The organism is Kitasatospora sp. NPDC001603, from assembly GCF_040298365.1.
Classification (GTDB): domain Bacteria; phylum Actinomycetota; class Actinomycetes; order Streptomycetales; family Streptomycetaceae; genus Kitasatospora.
In genome coordinates this window covers 1-26,176 of the sequence record NZ_JBEPAA010000098.1, presented here as the reverse complement: position 1 = coordinate 26,176, position 26,176 = coordinate 1, and the positions used below count along the sequence as shown (strand labels likewise).

Genomic DNA, 26,176 nt, shown 5'->3' with positions numbered 1-26,176 from the left:
GCAACAACGGCTCCAACGCGGGACCGCGACGGCGCACCGGCGCATCCGGAGAATCACTCATGCAAGATCTAACGACGGATCTCCGGCGCAGGACACTAGGGCCCGGGGCGGACTATTGGCATGCTGATCACATTAACGATCTATGCTGACCGGGTTCACGATCTCTCCCCGTGTTCTCCGCTCACGAAGCAGGTTCGCTTGATGAAGTTGCCCAAGGTGTCCGCCGTCCTGGCCGCGGCCGCGCTCGCTCCCACCGTGCTGTTCCCATCGATGGCGTCCGCCGCCGAGCAGCCGGCGCCGGCCGGGGTGTCCGGTCCTGACACGGTGTCCGACGCCGTGGGTGACCATGACTCCCAGGAGGCGTTGGACCGTGCCGAGGTGCAGCGGATCCTGGCGGACAAGGAGTCGGGGCCGGGTGTTCGGGAGGCTGCCGAGAAGGCGCTCGCCGGTACCGCCGCCGACCTGCGGCACTTTCTCACGGTCGAACTGGAGCAGCAGCGCCGGGGTGACAACCAGGTGAAGGTCGCCCAGTTCTACAACACTGGCGGACCCGCGATGCGTAAGGCCGTCGTGGCCGCGCTCAACGGCACCTACGACGACATCCTCAGGTTCCTGAAGGAGGGCCAGTACACGGCCCGAGCCGAGGACGAGGACCGTGCCGAGGTGGAGCGGATCTTGGCGGACAAGGAGTCGGGGCCGGGTGTTCGGGAGGCTGCTGAGAAGGCGCTCGCCGGTACCGCGGCGGATCTGCGGCACTTTTTTGAGGTCGAGCTGGCGCAGCAGAGCTGGGCCGACAACAAGGTGAAGGTCGCCCAGCTTCTCAACACTGGTGGACCTGCTGTGCGTAAGGCTGTCGAGGTCGCACTGTGGGGTTCGGCCGAGGAGGTTCTCAGGTTCCTGAAGGAGGGCCAGTACGTGGCCCGGGCCGAGGACGACCGGGCCGAGATCCTGACGATCCTCGCGGACAAGGAGATCGGCCCGAGCGTCTATGAGGGGGCGCAGAAGGCCCTGGACGGCACGCCCGCCGACCTGCGCCGCTTCCTGGAGGACGGTCTCGCTAACGCTCGCGCGACCGACAACCGGGTGAAGGTCGCGCAGATCCTGTCGGTCGGTGGTCCCGCGGTCCAGAAGGCCGGGGTCGCCGCGCTGAAGGGTTCCCCCCAGGATGTCGTCGCCTTCCTGAAGGAGGGCCAGTACACGGCCCGTGCCGAGGACGAGGCGAACGCGGCGGTCGCTGCCAAGCCGACCACTGCGCCGGTGCAGCAGCCGGACCAGGCCCAGAACACCGGCACCGGGCGGAGCCAGCCCTCCGGTCAGGGCGTCCAGCCCGCCGCTGCGGTGGGCCCCGTCGGAAGCCCGGCCCCGGCTGCGGCGCCTGCCCGGGTCGCCGGCACCACCACCGGCACGGCCGCGGTCTCCGGTCAGCTCGCCGCGACCGGGGTGGACGAGGGCCTCGGCTGGGAGGCCGGCGGCGCCGCTGCGGCCGTCGCCGCCGGTGCCGCCCTGGTGGCGCTCTCACGTCGCCGGCACGTCGCCGACAGCTGACCGCGACCCCGGACACCCTGGTGCCCCCGGCCGTTCGGTCGGGGGCACCTTGTGTCTGACGTCCGGCTGGTCCTGGCCCGGCGGGCGGAGGCTGCGCTTGGTGGTTGCTACCGGCGTGGGCCGGCGGCCGGGGAGTGAAGGCCGGCCGTTGACCGTGAGGGAGTGGCCGTGCCCCGAACGGTCCGTGGCCGCCCACCTACGCGCGGTTCCTCGCGCGGGGCGGCGGACGCCGCATCACCGGGCGGGTGCCCGGTGATGCGGCGGTCCTGCGCCTACGAGCGGTGCGCCGGCCGACAGGTCTGGCCTGTCCCGCCTGCGCCCTGCGCCCTGCGTTCGGAGGGGTTCTGTCCCGGGGGCCGCGGGCTTGTTCTACAGGAGGGTCCAGCCTTCGTCGGCGGGGTCGACGGCCCAGAGGGTGTTGTTGGTGTCGCGGATGTAGGTGACGAGGTGGTGGTCGGCGGGGTCTTCGACGGTGTGGGGCTTGGTGTCGGGGGCCATGACGGTGCCGGCGGGGGTGCGGTCGTACTGGGTCCAGCCGTCGCCCTGGCCCTGCGGTTCGAAGGAGTTGAGGTAGTTGTCGGGGCCGTTGACGTGGACGACGACGACGATGTGCCCGTTCAGGGGGTTGATGGAGGCGATGGGATCGGTGGCGGCCTTGGGGCCGTGGTCGAGCCAGCCCGCGCCGAGGGGGTCGACGGACCACAGGTGGTGCGCGGTGTCGCGGATGTAGGTGGTGAAGTGCCCGTTGACGGGGTCGACCACGGTGCTGGGGACGGCGTCCGGGGCCATGACGGTGCCCGAGGGCGTGGGGGTGAACTCGGTACGGACGCCGCCGCGTTCGTCGATGGAGTTCAGCCGGTTGTTCGGGCCGTTGAGGAAGACGACGACGTGGCCGTCGTTGGGGTTGATCACAGGGGAGGGGTCGGCGGCGGCGATCGGGCCGAGGTCGTGCCATCCCTCGCCCGCCGGGTCGACGGACCACAGGTGGCTGTCGGTATCGCGGATGTAGGTCACGAGGTGGTTGTCGGCGGGGTCCACGACGGTGCGCGGCACGGCGTTCGGGGCCAGTACGGTGCCCGAGCCGGTCACCGTGAACTGGGTCCACCGGGCGGCCTGCTGGTCGTAGGACCAGAGCCGGTTGTTCGGCCCGTTGACGTAGACGACGATGTGTTGGTCGGCTGGGTTGACCACGGCGGTGGGGGAGCCGGCGGCGTAGGCGCCGAGGTCGCGCCAGCCCTCGCCCTTGGGGTCGACGGACCACAGGTGGTTGACGCTGTCCTGGACGAAGGTCACCAGGTGCTTGTCGGCGGGGTAGGCGATCGTGAACGGCGACCCGGCCAGGACAGACCCGGACGGCGTCGTGTGACGGGTCTTGTTCACCCAGGTGCTGAGGTCGTCGGTGCGGGTGCTGGAGGCGCCGGTGCGGGTCTCGGTGGCGGGTGTGCCGAGGCAGCCGCCCTGCCAGGAGCGGGAGGCGACGGCGACGAGTTCGGCCCGGCCGTTCGTCTCGCGCAGGAGCGGGGCGCCGGTGTCGCCCTTGCAGACGGCCGCGCCGTTCGTGCCGGTGGTGTCGATCGCGGTCGGCCGGGCGGCGTCGAGGGTGAAGGTCCCAGTGTGGAGCTTGTTGGGGACCCACTCGGTCTTGGTGCGGCCGTAGGCGGGCATGCGCATGCTCTGGCCACTGGTGGGTGCGGTGGTGGCGAGGGGGAGGGTGGGGATGCCGTCGACGGGGGTGGCGAGGCGGGCCATGACGAGGTCGCGGTCCTGTCGGGGGACCAGTTCGACGATGTCGGCCTGCTGGCCGGCGCCGGTGGTGAGGTCGGTGCGGCCGACGGTGGCGGTGGTGCGCCACTTCGGTGCGCCGGCGGCGAGGTTCTGCGGTTGGGCGGGGTCGTCGGCGAAGCAGGACGCCGCGGTGATGATCCAGTTGCGGTCGACGAGGGCGCCGGTGCAGGCACGGAAAGTGTCACCGATCGCGATTTTGGCGGTGAAGGCGTACGTGCCGTCGGCTGCCGGGTCGGCGGAGACGGCGACGGCCGGTGTGCTCAAGCCGGCGGTGAGGGTGCCTGCGGCGACGCTGATGGCGAGGAGGCCCGCACGCCAGGTGCGGGTTGAGGTGGTGCGAGACATGATGCGGTTCCCTGAAGCCGGATGCGGATGGTGGTTTGCGGGGGCCCAGACCGTGTTGGTCTGGGCCCCCGCAAGCCGCGAGGTATGGGGGTCAGCCGGCGGTGGCGGCGGTGAGGGCCTTGACACCGGCGGCGCCGCCGGGGACCTCGCTCCACTCGGTCCAGCGGCCGGCGTTGTAGTCGGCGTCGCGCTGGTAGACCTTGTAGTCCTCGTTGATGGCGATGACGTGGACGACGTTGTTCTCGGCGCTGCTGGTGATAGCCCTCAGCTTGTTGTCGCTGACCTTGCTCCAGGCGGGGTCCCAGTGGCCGGCGTCGAAGTTCCCGTTGGTGGTGTAGAGGGAACCCTCGGAGCCGATGATCTGCAGATCGACGATGTTGCCGCGGGCACTGGCGGTGATGTCCTTGACGCCGACGGCGTTGCCGGGGATCTCACCCCACGCGGTCCAGCCGCCGTCGAGGTTGTTGTCGCGGGTATAGACCCGGCCGTCCTCGTTGACGGCGAAGACGTGGATGGCGCCGTTGGCGGTGGTGGCGCTGGTGACGGCCTTCAGATTGTTGGTGTCGACACGCTCCCACGAGGGCCTCCAGTAGCCGGCCGCGTAGTCGACGCCGGTGCTGTAGAGGGAGCCGTCGGAGCCGATGATCTGCAGGCCGACCATGGTGCCGCGGGCGGTGGCGGTGATGCCGCTGACCCCCGCCGCGCCGCCGGGGACCTCACCCCACGGCGTCCAGGTGCCGCCGACCTTCCCGTCCCGGGTGTACACATGGCCGTCGTAGCCCACGACGAAGACGTGGAGAGTGTCGCCGATGGCGACGGTGTCGACAGCGGCCAGCGCACCGCTGGTGACCGGAGACCAACTTCCGCCCGCCCTGGGGCCCACGACCGTGTCCCACAGCGTGTCGTTGGCCCCGATGACCTGCACGTGGGTACCTGCCTGCACGTCCGCCGTACGCAGCCGCAGCTCCGCTACCCACGCGCTGAGGTCGTCGGTGCGGGTGCTGGAGGCGCCGGTGCGGGTCTCGGTCTCGCCGAGGCAGCCGCCCTGCCAGGAGCGGGAGGCGACGGCGACGAGCTCGGCCTTGCCGTTCGTCTCGCGCAGGAGCGGGGCGCCGGTGTCGCCCTTGCAGACGGCCGCGCCGTTCACACCGGTGGTGTCGATCGCGGTGGGCCGGGCGGTGTCGAGGGTGAAGGTCCCGGTGTGGAGCTTGGTGGGGACCCATTCGGTCTTGGTGCGCCCGTAGGCGGGCATGCGCATGCTCTGGCCACTGGTGGGTGCGGTGGTGGCGAGGGGGAGGGTGGCGATGCCGTCGACGGGGGTGGCGAGGCGGGCCATGACGAGGTCGCGGTCCTGACGGGGCACCAGTTCGACGATGTCGGCCTGCTGGCCGGCGCCGGTGGTGAGGTCGGTGCGCCCGACAGTGGCGGTGGTGCGCCACTTCGGCGCGCCGGCGGCGAGGTTCTGCGGTTGGGCGGGGTCGTCGGCGAAGCAGGACGCCGCGGTGATGATCCATTTACGGTCCACCAGCGCGCCGGTGCAGGCGCGGAACGTGTCACCGATCGTGATCTTGGTAGTGAAGGCGTAGGAGCCGTCAGCCGCTGGGTCGGCTGCGACGGCGCCGGCCGGCGTGCCGGCGAAGGTGCCGAGTGTGCCGACGGCCAGGGCCGCGGCGAGCAGGCTCGTCACCCGGGCGCGGGGCGAGGTCTTGCGAAGCATGAAGTGGTTCCTAGGGTGCTAGGGAGAGAGCGCGGGGGGCGGACTGTCAGCCGGTGACACGCAGTTCGACGACGGTGGTCGGCGCGCTACTGACCCCTTCGCCGACGCCCTTGAAGCCGTCCTTGGGGACGTCGAGCGTCTGTGTGGTGCCGCCGGCGGTGAGGCTCGCACGCAGGGACCGGCCGCTGGTCTGGACAGCGAACACGTCCGCCAGCTCCAGGGCGAGGAAGCCGGTCGTGGTGTCGGCGGCGAAGCAGACCTTGTTGTCGGCGTTGCCGGGGGCGCGGGTCCAGATCTGGATTTGGGATGGGCCGGAGCAGTCGGCGAGGGTGACGTGTCCGTCTCCGCGCAGGAGCTTGACGTTGATGATGCCGTTGGCGCCGGGGTAGGCGAAGTCCTCGAGGGCCAGAGGCGCGGTCGCAGCGTCGGCCGCCGTCGGCGGGGTCGGCGGTGCGGTGTCGGCCGCGGCGAGTACGGATACGCAGGCCGTGATGCCCACAGCCGCGCCGAGCGCTGTGAGCAGGCCGCGGGTGCGGCGTTTCATCCGGGTCCTTCCGAAGAACGGGCCGCCTGGGTTGCGGCTGTCGCGGGCTGTGCGGTGGGTCAGCTGGTTCGCAGCTCGACCAGCGCCGCCGGCTTCTGGCCGAGCCCTTCGGCCACGTTCTGCTGGGTGTCCTTGGGCACGTCGACCGTCGTCGTGACGCCGGCGTCGGTGGTCAGCCGGGCGCGTACGTCGTAACCCGCTGTGCGGATGATGAAGGTCTTCGGCAGTTCGAGGGCCAGGAACCCGGTGGTACCGGTGACCCGGAAGCAGGCCGCAGGGCCGGCGCCGTCGACGGCGCGGCTGAACAGCTGGATCTGGACATCGGTGTAGCAGTCGGCGAGGACGATATTCCCGTCCCCGCGCAGGAGCTTGAGATTCGGGAACGGCGACGCCCCGGGGTAGGTGAAGTCTTCGATTACGGGCGGGGCGGCGGAATTACCCGCAGGGGTGCTATCGGCCGAGGCGACAGTGGAGGCGCCGATCGCGAGAACGGCCGCGAGGCAGGCGATAACAATCTTCCAACGTATACGAGTCTTCATCTGCAACCTTCTTCGGGTTCTTCGGCGCAGGCATGCCTATCCCTGCGGTGGTGTCCGAACTGGGGTGATCAGCACGGAAGGGCGAGCCGGCCGTCGAAGTCAGGCCTGGCCACACGACGCGAGAGTCTAGGGCATCGGTCGGACAAGCGACCGTCATGTCCGTTCTTCGCCGGGACGTTTGAGGTGATGTGACCGCAAGTGAATTGTGCATATCGCGGACAAAACCATCCATTAGGGGTGTCCGCATTCCGATCTTCTGTTCCTGATTCAACGTGTTCCTGGCGGGCGGCACTTCGCCATGGCATGGCCTTCCAACGGGATCGGCTGACGCTCCATCAGGTGTTGTCTTGTCGGTGTCCGGCATTATGCTCTCGCAGGCGCCGGGTGAGCCGGTGCGAGGGCTAATCAAAAGGGGTTGCTGGTGGGCATATCGTCGATTCGCAAACGGAGGGCTCGAGGAGCTCCGTTGCGCGGGCTGAGCCTTCGACTGTTGCCATTGGCATTGCTCGCCGGCCTGCTGGGCACGGCTCCGGCCTTCGCGGCCGGGCAGGACGCCGGCACGCCACCGGGTGCTTCGCGGGTCACCGATCGGGCCAGGGTGCTCAGCTATTGGGAGGCTGGGGAGTCGGGGGTCAGGGCGGCAGCGGAGGCCGCGCTGCTCGGATCGGACGCGGATGTGCGTCTCTTCCTCGAGAGCGGGCGTGCCGCGGCGCAGGTGAAGGACGATCAGGTCGCGGTGGCGCAGATCCACGCGCTGGCCGGCCCGGGGGTGCAGGAGCTGGCCGAGAAGGCGCTGCTCGGCTCGGCCGACGACCTGCAGGCCTTCCTCAGTGGCGGCTACCGGCAGGCGCTGATCAAGGATCAGCAGGTGCAGGTCGCGCAGTCGATGAACGGTGCCGGCGCGGGGGTGCGCAAGGCGGCCGAGACGGCGCTGCTCGGTTCGGCCGACGACCTGCGGGCGTTCCTGGCGGAGGGCCAGTACACCGCCAGGGAAGCGGATGACCGGGTGAAGCTGGTCCAGATCCTCAGCGAGGGAGGGCCGAACACGCAGGCCGCCGCACGTCTGGCGCTCAACGGCTCGATCGTCGACGTGCGCGAGTTCCTGGCGGTGGGCCAGCACGTGGCACGCGCCCGTGACGCCGAGCGTACGACGGTCGCGCAGCTGGTGCAGCAGGCCAAGGACGCCTCCGCGCAGGCGGTGCGGGAGACCGAGGCCGCGAAGACCGCCTCCGCCCAGGCGGTGGCGTCGTCGAAGTTGGCGAAGGAGGCCGCGGCCCGGGCCGCCGCGGAGACCGAGGCGGCCGGCGCGGACCGGGCTATGGCCGGTGCGGCGGCGGAGCGCGCGGCTCAGGCCGCGGAGCAGGCGGGGACCGCCGCGCAGAGTGCCGCGCAGTCGGCGCGGTCGGCGACCAACGCCGCTCGCACGGCCGCCGCGGCGGCCTCCCAGGCCGCGTACGCTGCCGCCGGTGCGGCGCAGGCCGCCTCTCGGGCGCGCAGTGCCGCGGCCTCGGCGGCGGTGAACCGGGACAAGGCCGGGGATGCCACGCAGGCCGCGCTGGAGGCGCGCGCTGCGGCGGAGAACGCCCTCACCGCCGCTCGGTCCCTGGACGATGCCATCGTCGCGGGCAACGCGAGTCAGGTCGCGGTGGGAGCGGCGGCCGGCGCCGGTGCTGACGCGAAGGACGCTGCCGCGTCGGCCGAGCGGGCCGGAGGGTTCGCCGAGAAGGCCGGGGTCCAGTCGGCCCGTGCCAAGCAGGCGGCGGCCTCGACCCGTCGTCATGCCGAGGAGGCGGCCCGGGCCGCCAACGCCGCCAAGTCGCTGGTGTCCGAGGCCGTCCTGTTCGCCACCGCTGCCAAGAGTCTCGCGAACTCCGCCGCCGGCCACGCGCAGGCCGCGGCGCAGGCCGCCGATGAGGCGGCGCAGCACGCGGGCGAGGCGGCCACCGCTGCCCAGAACTCCAAGATCCACGCGGATCAGGCGCAGGTTCTGGCGGACGAGGCGCAGGCCGCTGTCGAGCAGGCGGGCAAGGTTCAGGACCTGGCCAGGCGGACCGAGGCGGAGGACCTCACGGCCCGCACCGCCGCCGCGACCGACCGGGCGATCGACGCCCGCGCGGCCTACGACGACGCGGGCAAAGAAGCCGGCGATGCCGTGCAGCAGGCCCGCCTCTACCAGGACGAGGCTGACCGCCTGGCCGCGGCGGTCCTCCAGCCGAACGCGGATACCGCGCAGATCGCCACCGACGGGCGCAAGCTCGCCCTGCTGTCGCTGAAGATCTCCGGCCCCTGGGACGCCGCCGCCGCGCGGACCGCTCTCTCCGGTTCCGACAGCGCCGTCCTGGAGTACGTGCGCACCGGTCGTGCCAAGGCGCTCCAGCTCGACGAACGCGAGCGCGTGGCAGACCTCGCCGCCGGCTCCGAGATGCCCGCAGTCCGCTCCGCCGCCGCCCAGGCACTCACGGGCGACGCGGCTGCGGTGACCGCCTTCCTGACCACCGGCCAGTTCCAGGCCGCCGTCAAGGACTACCAGGTCGCCGTGGCGCAGTCCATGAACGACGCCGGACCCGGCGTGAAGGCCGCAGCGGAAACTGCGCTCATGGCGGGCACCGTTCAGGCCCTGCGCGACTACCTCGGCCCCGGCCGGTTCAACGCCCAGCTGGCGGACGACAAGGTTCACGCCGCCCAGTTGCGCAACGGCGCCGGCCCCGAACTCGAGGCCGCCGCCCGCGTCGCCCTCGAAGCGCCTCCGCAGATCCTGCGGGACTTCATCGAAACCGGCCAGTACACGGCCCAACGGAAAGACCAGCTCGCCGCCGCCCACATCGCGGACGTGCAGCGGCTGATCGCCGAGGGCGCCGCCGTCACCGCCTACGCCCAGCAGAGCGCCGCCGAGGCAGCCCAGGCCGCCGCCGTGGCCAAGGGCGCGGCAGGTGACGCCGCCACAGCCGCCGGCCAAGCTCAAGAAGCGGCCACCAGGGCCGCCGGCTACGCGGCCCAGGCCACCGACAAGGCCAAGTCGGCCGAGACAAGTGCCGCTCAGGCCGCCCAGGCATCCAAGGCCGCCAATGAGGCGGCGGCCACGGCCGACCACGCGACCGCCAGCGCCCGCTACTCCGCCCAGCAAGCCCAGAACTCTTCGGGCCGGGCACGTGCATCGGCTAGCAGCGCCTACGCGGCGGCGTCGGCCGCGCGGGCCTCGGCCGACGCCGCGGGCAGCGACGCCCGGACAGCGGCGCAGGCCGCGGCGGCGGCGTTCGATACCGCCGCGGTCCACGCCGTGGAGGAAAGCAAGACCGAGGCGCTGGCCGAAGAGCTGGAGCTGCGGGACGTGGCCGTCCAGGTGCAGCGGGAGACACTGCGGCGACAGGCCGTCGCCGACCTCGCCACCAAGATCAGCACCGGTCCGCTCCACTACATCGGCGGCCCGATCGACTGGGGCAACCAGCAGGACTGGCTGCGGCCCGTCCTGAGGGGGATCGACTACGCCGCGGACAAGCTCAGCCAGGCCTTCGTCTTCGCCGCCGGGGCCTACATAAGCCTCTTCAGTCTCTACAGTGCCGTGCTCGCGTTCAACGCGAGTTTCGTCCTCGAGGCTCTGCCGACCTTCTTCTGGCAAGGGGGCTCTTGCATGGTCGGCCTCCTCACGGGGGATGCCAAAGAGAAGTCGCCCGCCTGCACGAGTCCGGTGACCGCGCTCAGCGGCCCGGCGCAAAAGCTCCTTGACCTCGCACGACAGCTGCCCTTCAAGGGGAGGGTCACCTCGTTCCTCGAGGACGCCTTCGCCCGCATCGGCATCTGCATTGGAGGCAACAGCTTCCCGGCCGGCACTCCCGTCCTGATGGCCGACAGCACCTCCCGCCCGATCGAGCAGGTACGAAAGGGCGACCATGTGCTGGCCACCGACCCGGTCAACGGACGAACCGCTGCACAAACAGTGGACGCCACCATCTACACACCCGACGACCGCGACTTCACCGACCTGACCATCGCAACACCGGACGGCAAGACCGCCACCATCACCTCCACCGACCACCACCCCTACTGGTCTGTGGGTCAGCGCACCTGGCGCAATGCCGCAGACCTCGTCGAAGGCGACACGCTGCGAACCCCGAGTGGCGCCACCGCAGAGGTCATCGGTGTCAAGCGTCGGACGGACCTTCGGCCCGCCTTCAACCTCACTATTCGAGACATCCACACGTACTATGTACTCGCTAGCGCCACGCCAATTCTCGTGCATAATTCTGGGTGCGGCGATATTGCATTGGGGCCGGGGGCTGGCTCTGCAGATGCCTTGACCTCCTTTGCTTCGCCGAAGCCGGAGACGGAATTCGTCTTCGATCCTGGGACAGGAAAGTTCCTGGCCGGAGACCGTGACCCCATTCCAGGGGGGCTCAGTCCGCACGAGCAACTGGTGGCTAAACTCGGAGCCGACTCAAAGACCGTCGCTGGCGGTACGATGTATCGGAACGCGAATGGCGGGCTTGTCTTCACGCAGGAAAGTGGCCATTTTGGCCAGAACTGGACGCCTGCCGTGTGGGATCAATTCCAGAAATTCATAGAAAGCTACGGAGTCCAAGCCGATTACCAATCGTGGGGTTAGATATGGGAGACTGGACGCCAGTCGTGAGAAGTAGCTATGACTCATGGCTGGGTGTAATGCCAGATGGAACGCTTGGCATCGGCAAGGCGGACGAGGGTAGGGCAACCTTGGAAGGGTCAGGCTACATAGCTATGTGGCCATTCCTTGAGAGGAGCCTTGCCGAATGCCTTGACGATTTCTCAATCTCCTGGGAACTTCTGGGAGGTCACGGGGTCTCAACCCCTGAGAGGCTAGTGGAGCTGACTGTGGCCTCCGCATGCAAGCGGGGGCGGCCATATTGGATAGCGCTGGCCGTTCCGTGGCTGATTCAAATGGCTCAGATGCCAGGCTTCGATTCTCGCCTTGCCTGCGAAATGCTGCAATTGACGACGGAGTCAGAGTCGCTCCCTGTTGGTCTACGCGATCAAGCGATGGCGACATTGGCGAGATGTCAGACGGGCAATTAAGCCCGCCTTGTAAGGTGAATGTTTCATTCATTCATCCTTATAGTCCTGCTGCAAGGGTGAATTTAATGGCTTATCGTGGCTTGGATTCATAGCTGGTTATCCCAATAGGTAGGGCCCCGCCGAGCATGTTTCGGTGGGGCCCTACCGTTTTTGGGACGGCTTGACGGCAGTAGTTGACGGCAACGTCAGCGGTCGGGCGCTGCACAGAGTGGCGGCTCGCCGTCGTTGGACCGGGTGGCGGCCTTGGCAGGGTTGCGGAGGGCGTTGCCGAGGAGGCCGATGGTGTCGCGCTGGAGGCAGAGCCGGACGTGTTGGCGTACACGGCGGCGGTCGACGAACACGGCGAGCTCTACACGGTCCAGCCCTTTTGCCTGGCCACCTTCGGACGGCTGCCTACAGGTATGGACGGCCTCGTCCTCGGAACCATGCCGCACAGGGTTGCCTGACCTCGACCGACCACCAAACGGTCAGGCCGCGGCGGGCAGTGCGGTGGGGAAGGCCGTCTGTTCGTCGAACACATGGCGGGCCTTGAGGCAGTGGTAGAGCTGGCCAAGCATGCGGTTGAACAGGTTGCGCTGGGCGGCGGCGTGCCAGTCGCTGCCCGGAGATCCGGAGGACATGCTCATCGACGAGGCATGCCGCGAGCTTCGCCTGCCGGCCTTCCGCGAGCGGTTCATCGACCTGGCCGCCGGCGCCCGGCGCGACCAGGCCACCTACAAGCAGTTCCTGCTGGACATGCTGCAGGCCGAGCTCACCGACCGCGACCTCCGCCGCCAGCAGCGGCTGCTGCGGCTGGCCCGCTTCCCACGGCCCAAGCGGCTGGAGGACTTCGACTTCTCGAAGAACCCGAGCGTCACCCCCGAGGTCGTCGCGGACCTCAAGTCCCCGACCTGGGTGCGCGAGGGCCGGCCGCTGGTGTTGATCGGCGACTCCGGCACCGGCAAGTCCCACCTGCTGATCGGCATCGGCACCGCGATCGCCGAGACCGGCCTGTCGGTGCGCTACACCACCACCTCGGCGCTGGTGAACGAGCTCGCCGAGGGCCGACGCCAACCGCCGCCTGTCCTCCGTGATCGCCCGCTACAGCAAGATCGACCTGCTCTGCCTGGACGAGTTCGGTTACCTCAACCTGGACCGCAAGGGCGCCAAGCTTCTGTTCCAGATCTTCACCGAGCGCGAGGAGCGCAAGCCCACCGCGGTCGCCACGAACTCGCCCTTCACCGAGTGGGACAAGACCTTCGGCGACGCCCGCCTCTGCGCGGCCATCGCCGACCGGATCACCTTCCGCTGCACCCTGATCCAGACCGGCACCGAGTCCTACCGCTATCAGGCCACCTAGGAATCCTCCCTCACCGCTCAGAGCTGACAACCCGCCAGGCCGCACGAGGGACTGGCCCCCACCGATGGCCGGCTCCGCGCATAATAAGCGGTCCTGGCTCAGCTTTTGTTGCGCCGTGAGGCGCGGTTGGTTCAGTGCTGGAGAGCGCAGTCATCCGCTGCCAGGTGCAGGTGCCGAAGGGTTTCCAGTTCGGTGGTGGGGAAGGCGTGCAGCCGCCACTTCTGGAGGTAGCCGTCCTCGCCATGGGTTCGCCGCACCTTCTCGGCAGCCATCAGGACCGCATGCGCCAGGGAGGTACGAGGACGTGTGGACGTCCACACGAGGGTGCCCTTCCCGTCCGGTGCGTCGAAGCTGGTCGACATATCCGGGAAGCGACGGATCGTGATGTGCACGTCACTGTTTCGGCGACGAAGAATCCACCGCGCCTCTGCCGGTTCAAGGTCGAACGAGAACCGCTGGATGCCATGCGGGCCGTAAAGGCCCGTCACGCCTTCCAACAAGTCGGCGAGCGCGTTTGTGCAGTAGCTGACGCTCTCCCGGTGCTTCGTCGAGCCGTCCCAGATCCTGCACGTCGCCCAGCCGGAGCCGCTCAGTTCCCAGCTGAAATGCAAGGACCTCGTCACTGAACCCCCCTGATCGTCCGCGGACAACGCTACAGCGGTGCTGAAGACGGGGGACGGCCGGGTACGCCACGCGACAGCCAGCTGGACCAGTGCGTCAGGCACTCCGAGGAACCCAACGGGCTCGATCACGGCGTGCTGTCGCAGTGCTCTCGCTTCGTGTGGGGCGGGCCCTGGCCACGACTTGTCAGGGAGGCAACCCGGGCCCGCGACCACACGTTATCGACGCCGCTGACCCGGTCTTTTCGGACACTCCGCCCAGACCCGCCCGGTCACCCGATCAGTGGCTCCCATTCCCGCCGAAGTGGCCCCCGAACTCACCGAAGAGCACCCGTCCCGGGCGAGTACACCACCGCCACGAACGGTCTACACCCGGCTCCCGTTCACACCGAAGCAGTGGCTCTCATATGACCCGACAAAATCAGCCCGACGACGTGGACGACCCCGCCGCACCGCTGACCCCCTACCGGCCATGACAGACAGCACCACGGACAACCCGGTCCGGGTGAGGGTGTGCGCCGTCCTGCTGCACGACGATCAGGTCTGCCTGATCCGCCGCCAGAGGCAGGCAGGCCTCCAGCATTCGCTGCCCGGCGGCCTGCTCGAGCACGAGGACGGCGAAGACCCGCTCGGCGCGCTGCGCCGGGAGCTCATCGAGGAGCTCGGCCTCGACCTGGCGGTGCTGCCCGAGGTGCCGGTGCTGTGCTTCGTCCAGGACCAGGAGACCGAGCGGCCGGGCGAGACCACGCCGTTCCGGCGCCGGCACCTGGTCTACGTTGCGCACCTGCCCGACCACCTGGTGGCGGCCGTCGCCCAGACCGAGCAGGACGACCCGGACCGCGCGCCGGTGGTGTGGCTGCCGGTCGCCGCCGCGGCCCGCCTCCACCTGTACCCGGACATCGCTGCCGTCCTCGCCCAGGCCGTCCGGCCCGACACCGCCCAGGCCGGCGGCCCGCTGCTGCTCCCGGCGATGACCGGTGCGTCCTACCAGTGGCGCTGACCTGCCGCACGGTGTTCACGGGAACGGACGTCGCGGGCAGGTGCGGCGCGGCATAGTGCCGGGGTGACCGCGACTCCCGCCCGCCTGGACCTGCCCGCCCGCCGACGCCGCCACGCCCGGCTGATCGCCGCCCTGACCAGCACGGTTGGGCGTGCGCCACGGCGGCGCAGGCCCTGTACCAGCCCGTCGCCGACGCCCCGCCCGGACAGGAAGCGGTCGTGGTGGACCCGCTGCCGGTCGTCTACCTCAGCCACACCGCCGCCCCGCTACTGGAGGCGGCCCGGGCCGAGGACGACGCCCGGTGGCCGGCCGCCGTCGTATGGGAGCGGGAGCAGGCCCAGCGCACCAGCGCCGCGAGGGTGGCGCTGGCGCGGGCCGAGGAGATCGTGGAGGAGCCCGGACTGTCCTGGCCCGTGCCGCTGCCGACCGCGCAGCAGAGCGCGGCTATCGACCTGGCGGGCGCCGGTGACCAGGTCGCCGAGCTGTGGCGCGCCGACCCCGCGCAGGCCGCCGCCGTGGTGCGAGAGCTGGTGGCCGGCGGGGAGTTCACCGCGGCCGAGGTCCTGGACGCGGCGCTCGACGCGGCCGTCGGTGCCGGGCTGCTGGCGCTGGCCGACGCGGGCACGGCGTCCGACCGGAGCATGATGGCCGAGCAGTGCCTGGAAGCCGTCCCGTACCTGGTGCTCGCGGTGGCCCTGGCGTCCGCGGACCTCGACTGAGCAACTGGCCACCTGCGCTGCCGCCACGGCGCGAAGAGCTGTCCGCCACCCGGTGGCCGGCGGCGGCGCTTCACGGCGCCGCCGGCCGAGAAGGGCGAGCGGGAGGCGGCGGGGCAGCCGCGAGGGCCGGGTAGGGTCACCGGATGCACGCCCAGCACCACCGCACCGATCCCGATCCGAACCGCGGCCCCGACCGGCCGCTGTGGGACGCCACCATTGCCGCCCTCACGGCCGCCGGTATCGACGTCGTCCAGGCCGGGGACGGCCGCCCCGGCGCGGTACTCCAACCTGGGCCGCGCGACCTGGCCGTCGCGGTCGACTGGCAGCCCACCGACCAGCACCCGCGAAATCCCCGTACTACCGAGGTACGCCATCCAAGATCGCCTGCCAGAGGACAGCCGGACGACCCGTCTCATGAATCGGTCTCGACTTCGGTCATTGCGTTGATCACCTGCTGGAACTCCGCACGCTGGGAGCTCGACGGGCGATCCACCACTGCGGCGACGCCCTCCAGCGCCTTCACCGCATCGTCCTGATCCATGAGGTGTCTACGTACGCGTGAGCGTGCTCAGCCGCGTACGAGTGCTCGGTCCGTGAGCGCCGGCCGCATTCCTCGCGAGCAGTGTCCGCCTCATGAGGTTTACTCCCTGTCGTGGACAGCACTGCTCATATCGCCGTGATCGAAGATCTCCTGGCTGGGCCGTTGCCGGACGAAGGGTCCGCCCAGGAAGGCGGACGGGAAGACCACCGTTACCACTTGGTCCATCTCGCGGCTGGCGATCGTGGACCTGAGGAGTTGAACGCGGTCGTGGTTGCCCTGGGTTCGCGACTTGGGCCACCCAAGACTGTCGCCCTCGACGGCTTCATGGATCCATCGCTCCGATGCCTGCCGGGTCCGCCGCTCGTCGATGTTCTCGCCAGCCAGGTCATCGAGATGTACGGGTGGACTGTCGGACAGAAGTGGCTCGGAGTCGGCCTGCTCAAGGGCGCGAGAGGCGGTGCCCCCGATCTGGCCGCCGTTGTAAATGCTCTGGGCATTCTTGACTCGGCAGCTCCAGTGACGCCCGCCGAGTCGCCGCGGGCCGAGGACCTGGTCGCGCTGACCGGTTGGCGCGGGGGGCGGAGGAAAGTCGACTGGGCGCCCGTGGAGAGGAAGCTCGGGGTGCGCCTTCCCCAGGACTACAAGCTGTTGGCCGAGACATTTGGCGCGGGCACCTTCGACGACACCCTCGACCTCTGCGTCCCGGGACCCGACGGCCTGGATCTGGGCCTGATCGTTGCGGATACCGCCGAGTTCTCCGCCCCCGCTCCGTCCTCCGGGCCCACAACCCGGCTCCTCGAGTGGGCGACCGCGGACGAGCATTCGTTCTGCTGGCTGGTCGAGGACCCGGACCCGGAAGCGTGGCCGGTCTACGCTCGCGCCGACAAGTGGGACCCCTGGAAGCGCTTCGACTGCTCCTCGACGGAGTTCATCCATCGGATGCTGACCGACCCCCAGCACCCCTACTCCCTCGCGGACTACTTCGAAACCCACTGGTTCACCTCTGTCGAACAGGTCGAACAGGCCAAGGAAGCGTTCTGGGACGAGTACTACCCGCACCCGTGAAGCGGGCCGCTGGCCTGCGGCTCTCGGCGATCGGACTGCTGGTGTCGCTGGGTGGGCCCGTACCTGGTCACCCCGGCCCGGGCTCCAGTTGGAGGCAGCGGTCGGCGAGGTGGAGGAGGGCTGCGGTGGCCGGCGGCGGGGTGGGTGCGGCGCCGAAGGAGAACGCCGCCCGGTTGCTGTAGCCCCTGCCCCGCGCGTGCGATTTCTCGGGTTGGTGTCAGTGCTGGTGAGAGGTTGGTGCTGGTGCTGGTCTGAGGGCCGGGTTTGGGCTGGTCGGGTGGGTTGTCGGGGGTGGCGGGTTTGGCTGTCGTGGGGGTGAGAGTTCCGGCGGTGGGGCGCTGTCGTGGGGGTTGTATCTCACCGTGGCTGCCGCTGTCTTGGGTTCGAGAGATCTGATGCCCTCTGCGGGGCGGTGCCGCTTGGATCTGGTGCATGGGCGACAAGGGTGGGGGTGTGGGGCGGGGGTTGCCCCGGGCGTTGGTGGTACGGCGTCTGCGGGAGCGCCAGGCGGCAGGTGAGCTGACGTCGCGGCATGTGCGGGCGGTGGCTGATACGGTGGGTGTGTCGGTGCGGACGGTGTGGCGTTGGTTGGCGGAGGCGAACGCGTCCGGCGAGGTGGACGGCAAACCCGCCCGTCAGGGCTACGCAATGTCGGACCGGACGTGGGCGCTGCTGGCCGTGGCGGGTGGGAACGTCGCCGAGCTGCACCGCCGGATGCTGGCATCAGGTGAGGAGGGTGTGCCGCCGTTGGGGACGTTGCACCGGGTGGTGCGCCGTGACCGTCTGGCGGGCCGGGTGCTGGTCATCGAGCGGGAGGCGGGTCTTGCCGAGCCGCTGCGCTCTGACCCGCTCGCCGAGTTGGGCCTGGCGACGGTCAGTGGCGTGGGGCTCGGCGGGCAGGTGTTCTTGCGTGAGCAGACCCGCCTGGCTGCGGTGCCGGTCCTGGTGCCCGGCGCGCAGGTCGTCGTCACCCCCGTGGTCGCGTCGGTGGTGCGGTGCGTTGCGCACGTCGCGGCGGTGGGTGCGGTGGCGTGCCTGTACGGGGACGCGGGGCATGGCAAGACGGTGGCGCTGCAGTACGCGCTGTCCCAACTGCCGGAGGCGGTCAGGGTACGGCGGGTCTATGTCGGGGTGAACCCGTCGGTGCCGGAGCTGCGCCGGGTGCTGGCCGAGGCGCTGGAGTTGAGGCGGCTGCCACACTCGACCGGCGCGGCGGACCTGATGCTCCTTGAGGCGCTGCGCAGGCCCAGGGTCCTGGTCCTGGACGAGGCGCAGCGCCTGCCCGCAGCCGCGTGTGGGTTGCGGGGTTCGGGTTCTGGTGGCGTTGCCGTTCCTTCGGTGGCTCGTTGATCCGTCCGGTGGTGGTCGGGTCTTTCAGGTGGTGCCTGAACCGGCGGCCGGGGGAGTAGGGGGTCCAGGCTGTGGTGGTGCGTCATCTGTCGTTAGTGGACGGTGGCCTGGCGGGGCAGGTCCCGTCTGCGGCAGGTCCTGCTTCGCAGACCGATCCGTGGGTGTTCCAGGAGGAGTGCGCCCAGGCGTTCGCGGTGACGTGGACGGTGCGGGGGTTCGCTCCGTCGACGATCCGCTGCTACGCCTCGCTGTTGGCCCGGATGCCGGGGTGTTTCGACCGCCCGGTGTGGGAGGTCGGACCGGACGAGGTCGATGCGATGGTCCGCACGCTGGTCGTGGCCGGGCGGGCGCCGGGGACCCGTCGCGCGTACGTTCAGGCGCTGCGGTCGTTCCTGGAGTTCCTGCGCGAGCGTCGGCAGAACCAGATCCTCGCGTGGTTCGGTGTTCGGGTGGGGGATCCGGTGGACCGTTTCAACCGTTCCCGGCACACCGCCGAGGGCTCGCCGCTGGTGGGGGCACCTCCCACCGCAGGGCGCCTGGAGGACTTCTTCGCCTTCGCCCGCCACCAGGTTGCCGTCGCGCCGGATTATCGGGCGGCGGCCAGGGACTACGCGCTGCTGCGCACCCTGTACCGGGCAGCGCTGCGGGTGGGCGAGACGGTGCGCCTGGAGTGCTGTGATGTCCACCTGCGGCAGGGACTGTCGGGCAGGCTGCACGTCAGGTTCGGGAAGGCCGCGAACACCTCCGGCCCGCGGCCCCGGTGGACGCCGATGCTGGACGGCCTCGAGCAGATCCTCGCCTGGTATCTGGCGGACATCCGGCCTCTGTTCCCCGACACCCCCGTGCTGTTCCCGGACCCCAGCGGCGCGCCGCTGAAGCCGGAGGCGGTCCGCGACCGCCTGGCCCGCCTCCTCGACCTCGAAGACCGGCCAGCACCGGAGCGGTTCACCCCGCACACGCTGCGCCGGGCGTGCGCGACGCACCAGTACGAACAGGGGATGGACCTGATCGCGGTGCAGCAGCTCCTGGGCCACCGGCACATCGCCTCCACAATGGCCTACGTCAAGCCCTCCGCCCGCTTCGCCGAGGACGCCTGGCAGCGCGCCACCGTCGCCGCCGTCGCGGACCTGGCCGGCTGACCCGACGGAGAACCCCGATGACCGACCCCACCACCCCTTCCCCGGACGGACCACCTCCGGCGGACACCCCGGCTGAACCAGCGCCCGGCATCCGGTGGAGGCTGCGGATGGCTGCCGCTGAGCGTGGTGTGTGGACCGCCACCCAGCTGCGCCACCTGCTCGCCGAACGCGCCCGGGTCGAGCTGTCCGCGGCGTCGGTGTCGGTGCTGTTCACCAAGCAGCCGACGCAGGTGAAGCTGTCCACCCTCACCGCGCTGTGCACCGCCCTCGACTGCACACCTGGCGACCTCCTCGCCCTCCCGGCCGCCGAGCCGCCTGTCGCGCCTCCGCCGCCCCCGCAACGCACAGCGTCCACGCCCACCGAGCCACGCCGCTTTGGCCAGGCGCGGCCGCACAGAGCGCCGCACCGTTCTCTCCCGCCCCTGTGAACCACCCCCACCCGGGTACGGCACCACCTGACCGCCCTTCGTCTCCCCGGCCGGCACTCCGCCCCCTCACGAGCCGCCAGCCCCGGCGCCTCGGCCGACCTGACACCGACCGTCCAAGGCCGCCCGGAACGCCTTGGCGGACCACCCGTATCAGGAGGTGCACCCGTGCCCGCCCGTGTTCCCGGCGCACTGCAGGGCCGCTGCCCCGGCTGCCACGTCGTGCGATGGCTGCGCCCTGACAGCGGCCGCTGCGCTTGGTGTTCGCGGATCTGCCTGGGCTGCGGAGGTACGCGGCGCGCGAGTGCCGAGCGCTGCGCCGCGTGTGAGCGCCGCACTACCGGAGGTCCCGGACGGGGTCCGTGTGCGCGTTGCGGCCGGCGCCGGGTCCTGGACGCCGCCACCCAGCACTGCCGCCCCTGCCGTACCCGCGATCCCGGCACCGCCGCGCCACCGCCGACATGCGAGGCCTGCGGCCGGCCCGGCCAGTGGATCAAGGGCCTGTGCAAGGCCTGCTGCCAGCGCTCGGGCCGGACCGTGACCGCCCGCGCCCAGGGCTGGGCCCGCCGCCTCACCGACACCCCACCCTGGTGGCAGGACCTCGCCGACCACCTCGCCACCCACCGCAACCCCATGTACGCCGGCGACGTCATCGCTCGCACCGCCCGACTCCTCCACCACACCCCCGCCCCCACCCCCGCCGCCCTCCTCACCCTCGCCCACGACCACGACCCCCAGCTCACCCGAGCCCTCACCGACTTCCTCACCACCCACGGCCACCTCCCACCGATCCCCGAAACCGATACCGAGGACCTGCGCGCCGCCGCCCGCCGCCAGCACCGCATTAACGCCACCCCCGCCCCGCTGCGCCCCGCCGCCCAGGCCTTCGCCGACCACCTCCTGTCCCAGCGCGCCCACGCCATCAAGCACGGCCTGCGCCCCAAACAGCTGCGGACCGCCGAGGTACGCCTGACCACCGTCCGCGACATCGCCCTGCACCTGCACGGCCAGGGCACCACCACCTGGGCGAGCGTCAGCACCCACGACGTGGAGGCGTTCCTGGCCCGCAACCCGGCCCGCCGCGCCGCGCACCTGGCCGGCCTGCGCCAGTTCTTCGCCCACGCCCACCGCACCGGGACGGTCCTCCACGACCCCACCGCACCGCTGGACGCCCCGCAGCACCGCGGGTTCCGCGGCCCCACCCTCACCCTCGACCAGCAGCGCGCCCTCTACCGGCGCTGGACCGACAACCCCGACACCCACCCCCACGAAGCCCTCATCGGCCTCGCCGCCCTGCTCCACGCCGCCACCACCACCGAACTCCGCCACTTGACCGACGACGCCGTGGACACCGGCCGCCGCGCCCTGCACTTCCCCGGTCGCCCGGCACTCACCCCGCTCGACACCGCGACCTGGCAAGCCCTGCAGCGTTGTCTGGACCACCGGGCCCGCACCGGCTCGGCCAACCCCCACCTCCTCACCACCCGCCTCACCGCCACCACCCGCGTCCCCGTCGGCACCGCCCACATCCGCGACAGCCTCACCCCCGTCGGCCTGCTACCGCGGGTCTTGCGCTCAACCCGCCTGCTGACCCTCGCCGCCCAACTCGACATCGAACTGCTGACCGCAGCCCTCGGCATGTCCTATTCCGGCGTCACCCCCTACCTGAACCCCACGCACCCGCCCCACGGCTTGTAGCCATGTGTTCCTGGGTGGCTGCTTTGACGGTGGTGGCGGCTAAGGTCCGTATGCCTGTCTGCCGTCTGAAAAGAGATGTCTCGATGGTCCGTGTCACGCCGCCGCGCCGGGTGGATATCGCCGCGGTCTTCCCGGAGCTGGTGCCGTTGGCCCGGCAGACGGTGCGCCTGCACCCGCGTCTGGGCGAGCCGACCGTCCACGACAGTTCGGTCGGGGGCCCGTTGCTGTGGCCGGCCGACGAGCCGTGGCCGGTGTGCCAGGGCCTGCATCCGGAGGAGCGCGAGGGCGATCTGCCGGTGTCGCTGGCCGATGTCCGGCTGCGCCGGGAGCTCTACAAGAAGGGCTGGGCCGGGCCCCATCCGGACGATCGGGAGCGGGCGGCTCTGGACGCGACGTACGAGGGGCATCCGTGGACCCGGAAGCCGAACGCCTTGCTGCCGGTTGCCCAGCTCTACGCGCGCGACATTCCCTTGCTGCCGTGTCCTGAGGGCGCTGACCTGCTGCAGGTGCTGTGGTGTCCGCTGAACCACGATCCGGAGTGGATGCCTGCGGCCAGGGTGGTGTGGCGCTCGTCTGCTCAGGTTGGCGCGCTGTTGACTGATCCTCCGCTACCGGCTGACGTGTCGCATGACGGCGATTACGTGCCGGAGCCGTGCGTGCTGCACCCCGAGGTGGTGGCGGAGTACCCGTCGCCCTTTGAGCTGGAGAGGGTTTTGGCGCAGCGCATCGGGGACTGGTGCGAGCGGGAGTTCACCGGTACCGATCCGAGGTACCTGTACGCCGAGGAGTTCCGGGCCTACTACCAGTACGAGCTGTCGGTCGCCCCTGGGTGGAAGGTCGGTGGCTGGGGACCATGGAGTTTCCGCGATCCGTCGGTGATACGGTGCACCGCTTGCGAATCCGTCATGATGCCGCTGCTGACGATCGATTCCGGCGTTCTGGACGGCAGCGGCTGGGACCCCGTCGAGGACCGGGGCGACGGGGAGGACATCGGCGTCCAGATCGGGCGGAGCTACAACATGCAGCTCTACTACTGCCCGCTCTCCTTCGAGCACCCGTGCCGGGAAGTCATGCAGTAGGCGGCCGGGCACGTTCTCGGCCTCCCCCGTGCCGAGATGGGTGGTACGGCCCGGGGTGCCCTGGGGCTAGCACGGCGCGGCAGCGGACCGAGGGGGAGCGGATGGCCGATTGGGACGGCGTGGCGGAGCGGGGCGTCTACAAGGACGTCCACCAGGCCGAGCGGGACCAGCTGTCCGATGCGGCGCACCGGGGTGACTGGCCGGCGGTGCTGGCTGCCGTCGCGAAGTCGCCCGGTCTGGCCAACACCCGCCGCGTCGGCGGCCGCAGCGGCTGGGCGCCGTTGCACCAGGCCGCCTGGCACAACGCCCCGGCCGAGGTCGTCCAGCAGCTGTTGGACGTCGGCGCCTGGCGTACCCTGCGCTCGACGGATGGGGAGCGCCCCGCCGACGTCGCCGTCCGGTTCGGCCGTGACGCCCTGCTGCCGCTGCTGGAACCGGCGCCCCTGCACCCGGTGCCGGAGCCGGACCTCCGGGCGATGGAGCACTTCCTGCACGCGCTGATCCGGGTTCGCACCGAGTACTACGCGGTCAAGACGGCGCTGGTCCTCCCGCAGGTCTGCGTCCTGACCGAACTGCCCGACGCCGAGCTGTGGTTCGGCGTGCCAGGCATGTACGGAGGCTTCGGCATCCGTCTGGAGGAAGCCGCGATCGCGCCCCGCCTCAGGGTGACCAGCCACTGCCGGATGGTCGGCTACTCAGGCCGCACCCACCACATCACCCCGGACAGTTGCGCGTTGGTCGACTCCGGCTGGTAGCTGAGCAGGCGTCCCGCCCCGAGGTCTCGTCACCTTCCTCGACCAGCTCGCCGGGCACGGCCCGATGGGCCCTATGTGGTGGCGGCACGGACGGGCCGGAGGGCCGCAGCCTGACAGACGCGCTCGACAACCCGCAGGACAGGCGCATCACCAGCGGCACCAGGCTGACAGGGCGGCCGAGCAGGACAGACCGTTCCCTTCCCACCCAGGCGGGGACGGCTGCCGAGTCTACGACGACGCGGTACCGGTCGTCGCGACCACCCTGGAGCTGCTGCCGAGCACGGCCCGCTTGGCCGGTGTGGTGGCGCTTCGGCCGCCCCGGCCGGCACTGTCTGATCGAGGCGCTGGAGACCCCGGACAACCGTGCCGCCTACGACCTGCGCCAGAAGGCCGGGAGAAGAAGGCCGACCAGGCCCGCCGCGAGCTGATGCGGACCCTGGCCTGTGCCGACTGCGGCCAGGTCCCGAAACAGGAGAGCACCTGGGAGTACGGGATTCACGGCCGGTGGACCCGCCGCCCCGGCGGCCGCTGCTACCCCTGCCACCACAAGCACGAGGAGCGCCAGGAGAAGGCCGCCGCCAAGGCCCTGGGGCGCCTGGAGAAGGCCCGGGAGGCCAACGCCTCGCTGCGCCCGTGTTGGACGTGCCTGGGCTCGATCGGCGGGAAGGCGGGCTCGGAGCTGGAGCTGCGGGAGAAGGCCGGCCCGGACCGGCTGGAACGCCCCGAGTGCGTGCAGGTCCGCGCCGCATAGGAGTTGGGCCCGCTGGTGCTGCCGGTCCCGACGAAGCGGGAGCTGGTGGCGGCGTTGGTAGTCCACGCGGGCCCTGCCCATCCAGCGCGTCCGGTCCCCGTCTGCCCGCCTGCCCGTCCGTCCGGCCCCCGGTGGTCCTGTCCGGGTGTCTGTCGGTCGGGGTGCCGGGGGGTTGCGTGACGGACTGCTTGTGACGGAACCCGCCCCTGCCTGGCCCTGCCCTGCCTGGCCCGGTCCGTCCCGGCCTGGCGCGGGGTGGCTCCGGTTCCGGGGTGGTGTGGGCGGCTTCGGTTCCGGCCTGTCGGTGTGACCTCGCCGGGTTTCTCGTGCCTGTTGGGCGTTCTGGTAGACCAATCTGGGTGGGTGGCGGGGTGTCGTTCGGTGGTCTGGCGTCGTTCTGGGCCGGGCCGGTTTCGATTACGGTGGGTGGTCGGGTTCCTCGGCCGGGCGGGGCTCGGTGGGCGGCTCGGGGGTCGGGGCCGCTTTGGGGTGTTCCGATGAATTGACGGCCGGTCGGTAAAGTCGTCGGGAATGCCGCTGGTTTCCGCCGTGGAGTTTCCTTTCGATTCGCCGGGATTGCTGCCGGTCGGGGCTGTTTCGGCGGGTCGTGGGTTCGCTGGTGGATTCCGGTGGGGGAGTGGTGCGTGCCCTGGGCGTTCCGGGGCCGTGGGGGTGGCCGTCGCGCCGGTTCGCGGCGGTGTCCGGGGCGGGGGTGTGCCTGCTGCGCCACCGTCAGGTGCCGGCCGTCCCGCCCGTCCGTCGGCGGCCGGGTCGGCTGCTCCCCGGGCAGGGCGGACCGGGACTGCCAGGAGCCGCCGCTTCCGCTCCGCTGTCCGGTCGTCGACCTGGCTCGGCTCGGCTGCCGCCGGCCCCGGGCCGCTCTGGCCGTCGCTTTCGGCTCGGTGTGGCTGCGTCTGGCCGGCGTCCTGGTCCTCGTGCTGCTTTTCGGGGTCGGGCGTCCCGGCCTGCCAGGAGCAGCCGGCCCCGATCCCGGCCGTCGTTCCTGTCCCGGCCTGCCAGGAGCAGCCGGCTCCGATCCAGGCCCTCGCTCCTGTCCCGGCCTGCCAGGAGCAGCCGGCTCCGATCCAGGCCCTCGCTCCTGTCCCGGGTGCCTGTCTCGTTCGGCCCGCGCCCGTGCCGGACGGCTCCCGCCGGCCGGGCTGCTGCGCCTCGTCCGGGGCTCGCGCTCGGGTTGGCGCGGGGCCCGTGGCCGGGAGGGGGCTGGGTCGTTGTGCGGATACGGACGACGACTTGGACAGCCCGCGCCGGATCGCTCCCGACTGGCACGCGCGGGAGTTGCTGGTGGCTCTGGTCCGGGCCGCGGGTGGTGAGCTGACGTTCGACGCTGAGCACATGCTCACCACCTCGACCCGGGCGGTCGACGGAGCGATTAGGGACGTCCTGTACGAGCGGCTGCCGGACGGGGCGGTGCGGCTCTCGCTGGCGTGACCGCACCCGGCGCCCCACCCGGGTGGGGGCTGTCGCGTTGGGGGTGCTGTCGCGGTGTGTGGCGTGCGCGCCAGGCCCGGTTCCCCCGTGCCCGGGCGGTCCGCTGACCCGCCTGCTCATCACCGGAGCGGTCCCGGTCATCGTCATCGGCGCTCTCATCCGGGTCTTCGCCGTCCCCGGCCCGCACGTCTTCAAGCTCCTGGTCGCCGCTTTGCTGCTTCCGCTCGGCGCTTGGTTGCTGCTGCGCACCCTGCGCCCGGCCCCACCGCACCCGGTCGGGGCCGGGCCGACGGCCAACGCCACGACGCTGCTGGCGCTGGTGGTCGGGGTCGCCGGCGTTAGCGACCCTCTTTCGGAGCCTGAGCTCCCGCCTCGTGTCGAGGTTCAGGTAGCAGCTGATCTTCGGAAGCATGGTTCTCGCGGGGACTTTTCCACGACTTGTAGCGCTCAACCCACAGCGCAACCTCGTCGGCGAGGTATAGCAAGAAATCGCTGAGGTCACGAAGGAAGGAACGTAGAAGCATGAGTATGAGAGCAGCTATCGCGAAGATGCCGACCAAGATCAAAGCAATGTGTTCCATACAATACCTCCTCAAGTGCAGAGCACTGAGGGTAAAAAGGCACCGAAGGTAGTGCTACGTTCCTCAAAGCAGGTATACGTAGCGGCGTCGTAGTTGTCGGATTGGCGGAGCTGGACGGCCCCATATCCAGGGACGGGCACGTGC

Annotated in this window: 22 protein-coding genes and 1 pseudogene; 16 read left to right on the top strand and 7 right to left on the bottom strand. The window is 70.7% G+C overall.

Annotated features, from left to right (window positions below; translation table 11 throughout):
- The first annotated feature begins 120 nt into the window (after positions 1–120).
- A complete protein-coding gene (locus ABT263_RS34925) occupies positions 121–1,545 on the top strand; it encodes an ALF repeat-containing protein (protein ID WP_352296980.1) in 1,425 nt (474 codons plus the stop codon).
- Between the two features lie 369 nt (positions 1,546–1,914).
- On the opposite strand, the gene ABT263_RS34920 is transcribed toward ABT263_RS34925, so the two are convergent.
- From ABT263_RS34920 to ABT263_RS34905, 4 genes are all read right to left on the bottom strand, one after another.
- Positions 1,915–3,675 carry a trypsin-like serine protease gene (locus ABT263_RS34920; RefSeq protein ID WP_352296977.1) on the bottom strand — a complete coding sequence of 587 codons (1,761 nt, stop codon included), beginning with the start codon at positions 3,673–3,675 and terminating at the stop codon, positions 1,915–1,917.
- Positions 3,676–3,766: 91 nt separating this feature from the next.
- Positions 3,767–5,392: a trypsin-like serine protease gene (locus tag ABT263_RS34915; RefSeq protein WP_352296974.1), complete on the bottom strand. Its 1,626-nt coding sequence runs from the start codon at positions 5,390–5,392 to the stop codon at positions 3,767–3,769.
- A 46-nt stretch (positions 5,393–5,438) separates the two neighbouring features.
- On the bottom strand, positions 5,439–5,936 hold the full coding sequence (locus ABT263_RS34910; RefSeq protein ID WP_352296971.1) for a hypothetical protein: 498 nt from the start codon (positions 5,934–5,936) through the stop codon (positions 5,439–5,441).
- A 59-nt stretch (positions 5,937–5,995) separates the two neighbouring features.
- On the bottom strand, positions 5,996–6,475 hold the full coding sequence (locus tag ABT263_RS34905; RefSeq protein WP_352296968.1) for a hypothetical protein: 480 nt from the start codon (positions 6,473–6,475) through the stop codon (positions 5,996–5,998).
- 466 nt (positions 6,476–6,941) lie between these two features.
- Here ABT263_RS34905 and ABT263_RS34900 point away from each other — a divergent pair, with 466 nt between their 5' ends.
- Positions 6,942–11,075 (top strand): polymorphic toxin-type HINT domain-containing protein, encoded by a 4,134-nt coding sequence (locus ABT263_RS34900; protein ID WP_352296965.1) that lies wholly within the window; start codon positions 6,942–6,944, stop codon positions 11,073–11,075.
- Between the two features lie 631 nt (positions 11,076–11,706).
- On the opposite strand, the gene ABT263_RS34895 is transcribed toward ABT263_RS34900, so the two are convergent.
- Positions 11,707–11,862: a hypothetical protein gene (locus tag ABT263_RS34895; protein ID WP_352296962.1), complete on the bottom strand. Its 156-nt coding sequence runs from the start codon at positions 11,860–11,862 to the stop codon at positions 11,707–11,709.
- A gap of 126 nt (positions 11,863–11,988) precedes the next feature.
- The gene (locus ABT263_RS34890; protein WP_502885912.1) at positions 11,989–12,147 is read right to left on the bottom strand and encodes a hypothetical protein; all 159 of its coding nucleotides are present in this window, start codon (positions 12,145–12,147) and stop codon (positions 11,989–11,991) included.
- Here ABT263_RS34890 and istB point away from each other — a divergent pair.
- Positions 12,140–12,860: pseudogene (istB, locus tag ABT263_RS38985) on the top strand (IS21-like element helper ATPase IstB). The gene ABT263_RS34890 and the pseudogene istB overlap by 8 nt on opposite strands.
- Before the next feature lie 131 nt (positions 12,861–12,991).
- Here the strand turns inward: istB and ABT263_RS34875 are convergent.
- On the bottom strand, positions 12,992–13,483 hold the full coding sequence (locus ABT263_RS34875; protein ID WP_352296956.1) for a hypothetical protein: 492 nt from the start codon (positions 13,481–13,483) through the stop codon (positions 12,992–12,994).
- A gap of 469 nt (positions 13,484–13,952) precedes the next feature.
- Between ABT263_RS34875 and ABT263_RS34870 the strand changes: the two genes are divergently transcribed.
- From ABT263_RS34870 to ABT263_RS34810, 13 genes are all read left to right on the top strand, one after another.
- A complete protein-coding gene (locus ABT263_RS34870) occupies positions 13,953–14,480 on the top strand; it encodes an NUDIX domain-containing protein (RefSeq protein ID WP_352296953.1) in 528 nt (175 codons plus the stop codon).
- A gap of 218 nt (positions 14,481–14,698) precedes the next feature.
- Positions 14,699–15,199, top strand: a complete 501-nt coding sequence (locus tag ABT263_RS34865; protein ID WP_352296951.1) for a hypothetical protein — start codon at positions 14,699–14,701, stop codon at positions 15,197–15,199.
- A 143-nt stretch (positions 15,200–15,342) separates the two neighbouring features.
- Complete coding sequence (locus tag ABT263_RS34860) at positions 15,343–15,735, top strand: hypothetical protein (RefSeq protein ID WP_352296948.1); 393 nt, start codon at positions 15,343–15,345, stop codon at positions 15,733–15,735.
- Between the two features lie 116 nt (positions 15,736–15,851).
- Positions 15,852–16,805, top strand: a complete 954-nt coding sequence (locus ABT263_RS34855; protein ID WP_352296945.1) for an SMI1/KNR4 family protein — start codon at positions 15,852–15,854, stop codon at positions 16,803–16,805.
- 432 nt (positions 16,806–17,237) lie between these two features.
- Positions 17,238–18,155, top strand: a complete 918-nt coding sequence (locus tag ABT263_RS34850; RefSeq protein WP_352296941.1) for an ATP-binding protein — start codon at positions 17,238–17,240, stop codon at positions 18,153–18,155.
- Between the two features lie 71 nt (positions 18,156–18,226).
- Entirely contained in the window at positions 18,227–19,294 is a 1,068-nt protein-coding gene (locus tag ABT263_RS34845) for a tyrosine-type recombinase/integrase (protein WP_352296938.1), read from the top strand.
- 107 nt (positions 19,295–19,401) lie between these two features.
- Complete coding sequence (locus tag ABT263_RS34840) at positions 19,402–19,722, top strand: helix-turn-helix domain-containing protein (protein WP_352296935.1); 321 nt, start codon at positions 19,402–19,404, stop codon at positions 19,720–19,722.
- 534 nt (positions 19,723–20,256) lie between these two features.
- Positions 20,257–21,417: a site-specific integrase gene (locus ABT263_RS34835; protein ID WP_352296932.1), complete on the top strand. Its 1,161-nt coding sequence runs from the start codon at positions 20,257–20,259 to the stop codon at positions 21,415–21,417.
- A gap of 83 nt (positions 21,418–21,500) precedes the next feature.
- Positions 21,501–22,496, top strand: coding sequence for a hypothetical protein (locus ABT263_RS34830; protein WP_352296929.1), 996 nt, complete (start codon positions 21,501–21,503; stop codon positions 22,494–22,496).
- A gap of 101 nt (positions 22,497–22,597) precedes the next feature.
- Positions 22,598–23,251 carry an ankyrin repeat domain-containing protein gene (locus tag ABT263_RS34825; RefSeq protein WP_352296926.1) on the top strand — a complete coding sequence of 218 codons (654 nt, stop codon included), beginning with the start codon at positions 22,598–22,600 and terminating at the stop codon, positions 23,249–23,251.
- Between the two features lie 296 nt (positions 23,252–23,547).
- Positions 23,548–23,679: a hypothetical protein gene (locus ABT263_RS34820; RefSeq protein WP_352296923.1), complete on the top strand. Its 132-nt coding sequence runs from the start codon at positions 23,548–23,550 to the stop codon at positions 23,677–23,679.
- Complete coding sequence (locus tag ABT263_RS34815; RefSeq protein ID WP_352296920.1) at positions 23,679–24,002, top strand: hypothetical protein; 324 nt, start codon at positions 23,679–23,681, stop codon at positions 24,000–24,002. The genes ABT263_RS34820 and ABT263_RS34815 overlap by 1 nt, the downstream gene beginning before the upstream one ends.
- A gap of 1,251 nt (positions 24,003–25,253) precedes the next feature.
- Positions 25,254–25,451: a hypothetical protein gene (locus ABT263_RS34810; RefSeq protein ID WP_352296917.1), complete on the top strand. Its 198-nt coding sequence runs from the start codon at positions 25,254–25,256 to the stop codon at positions 25,449–25,451.
- Positions 25,452–26,176: the final 725 nt, after the last annotated feature.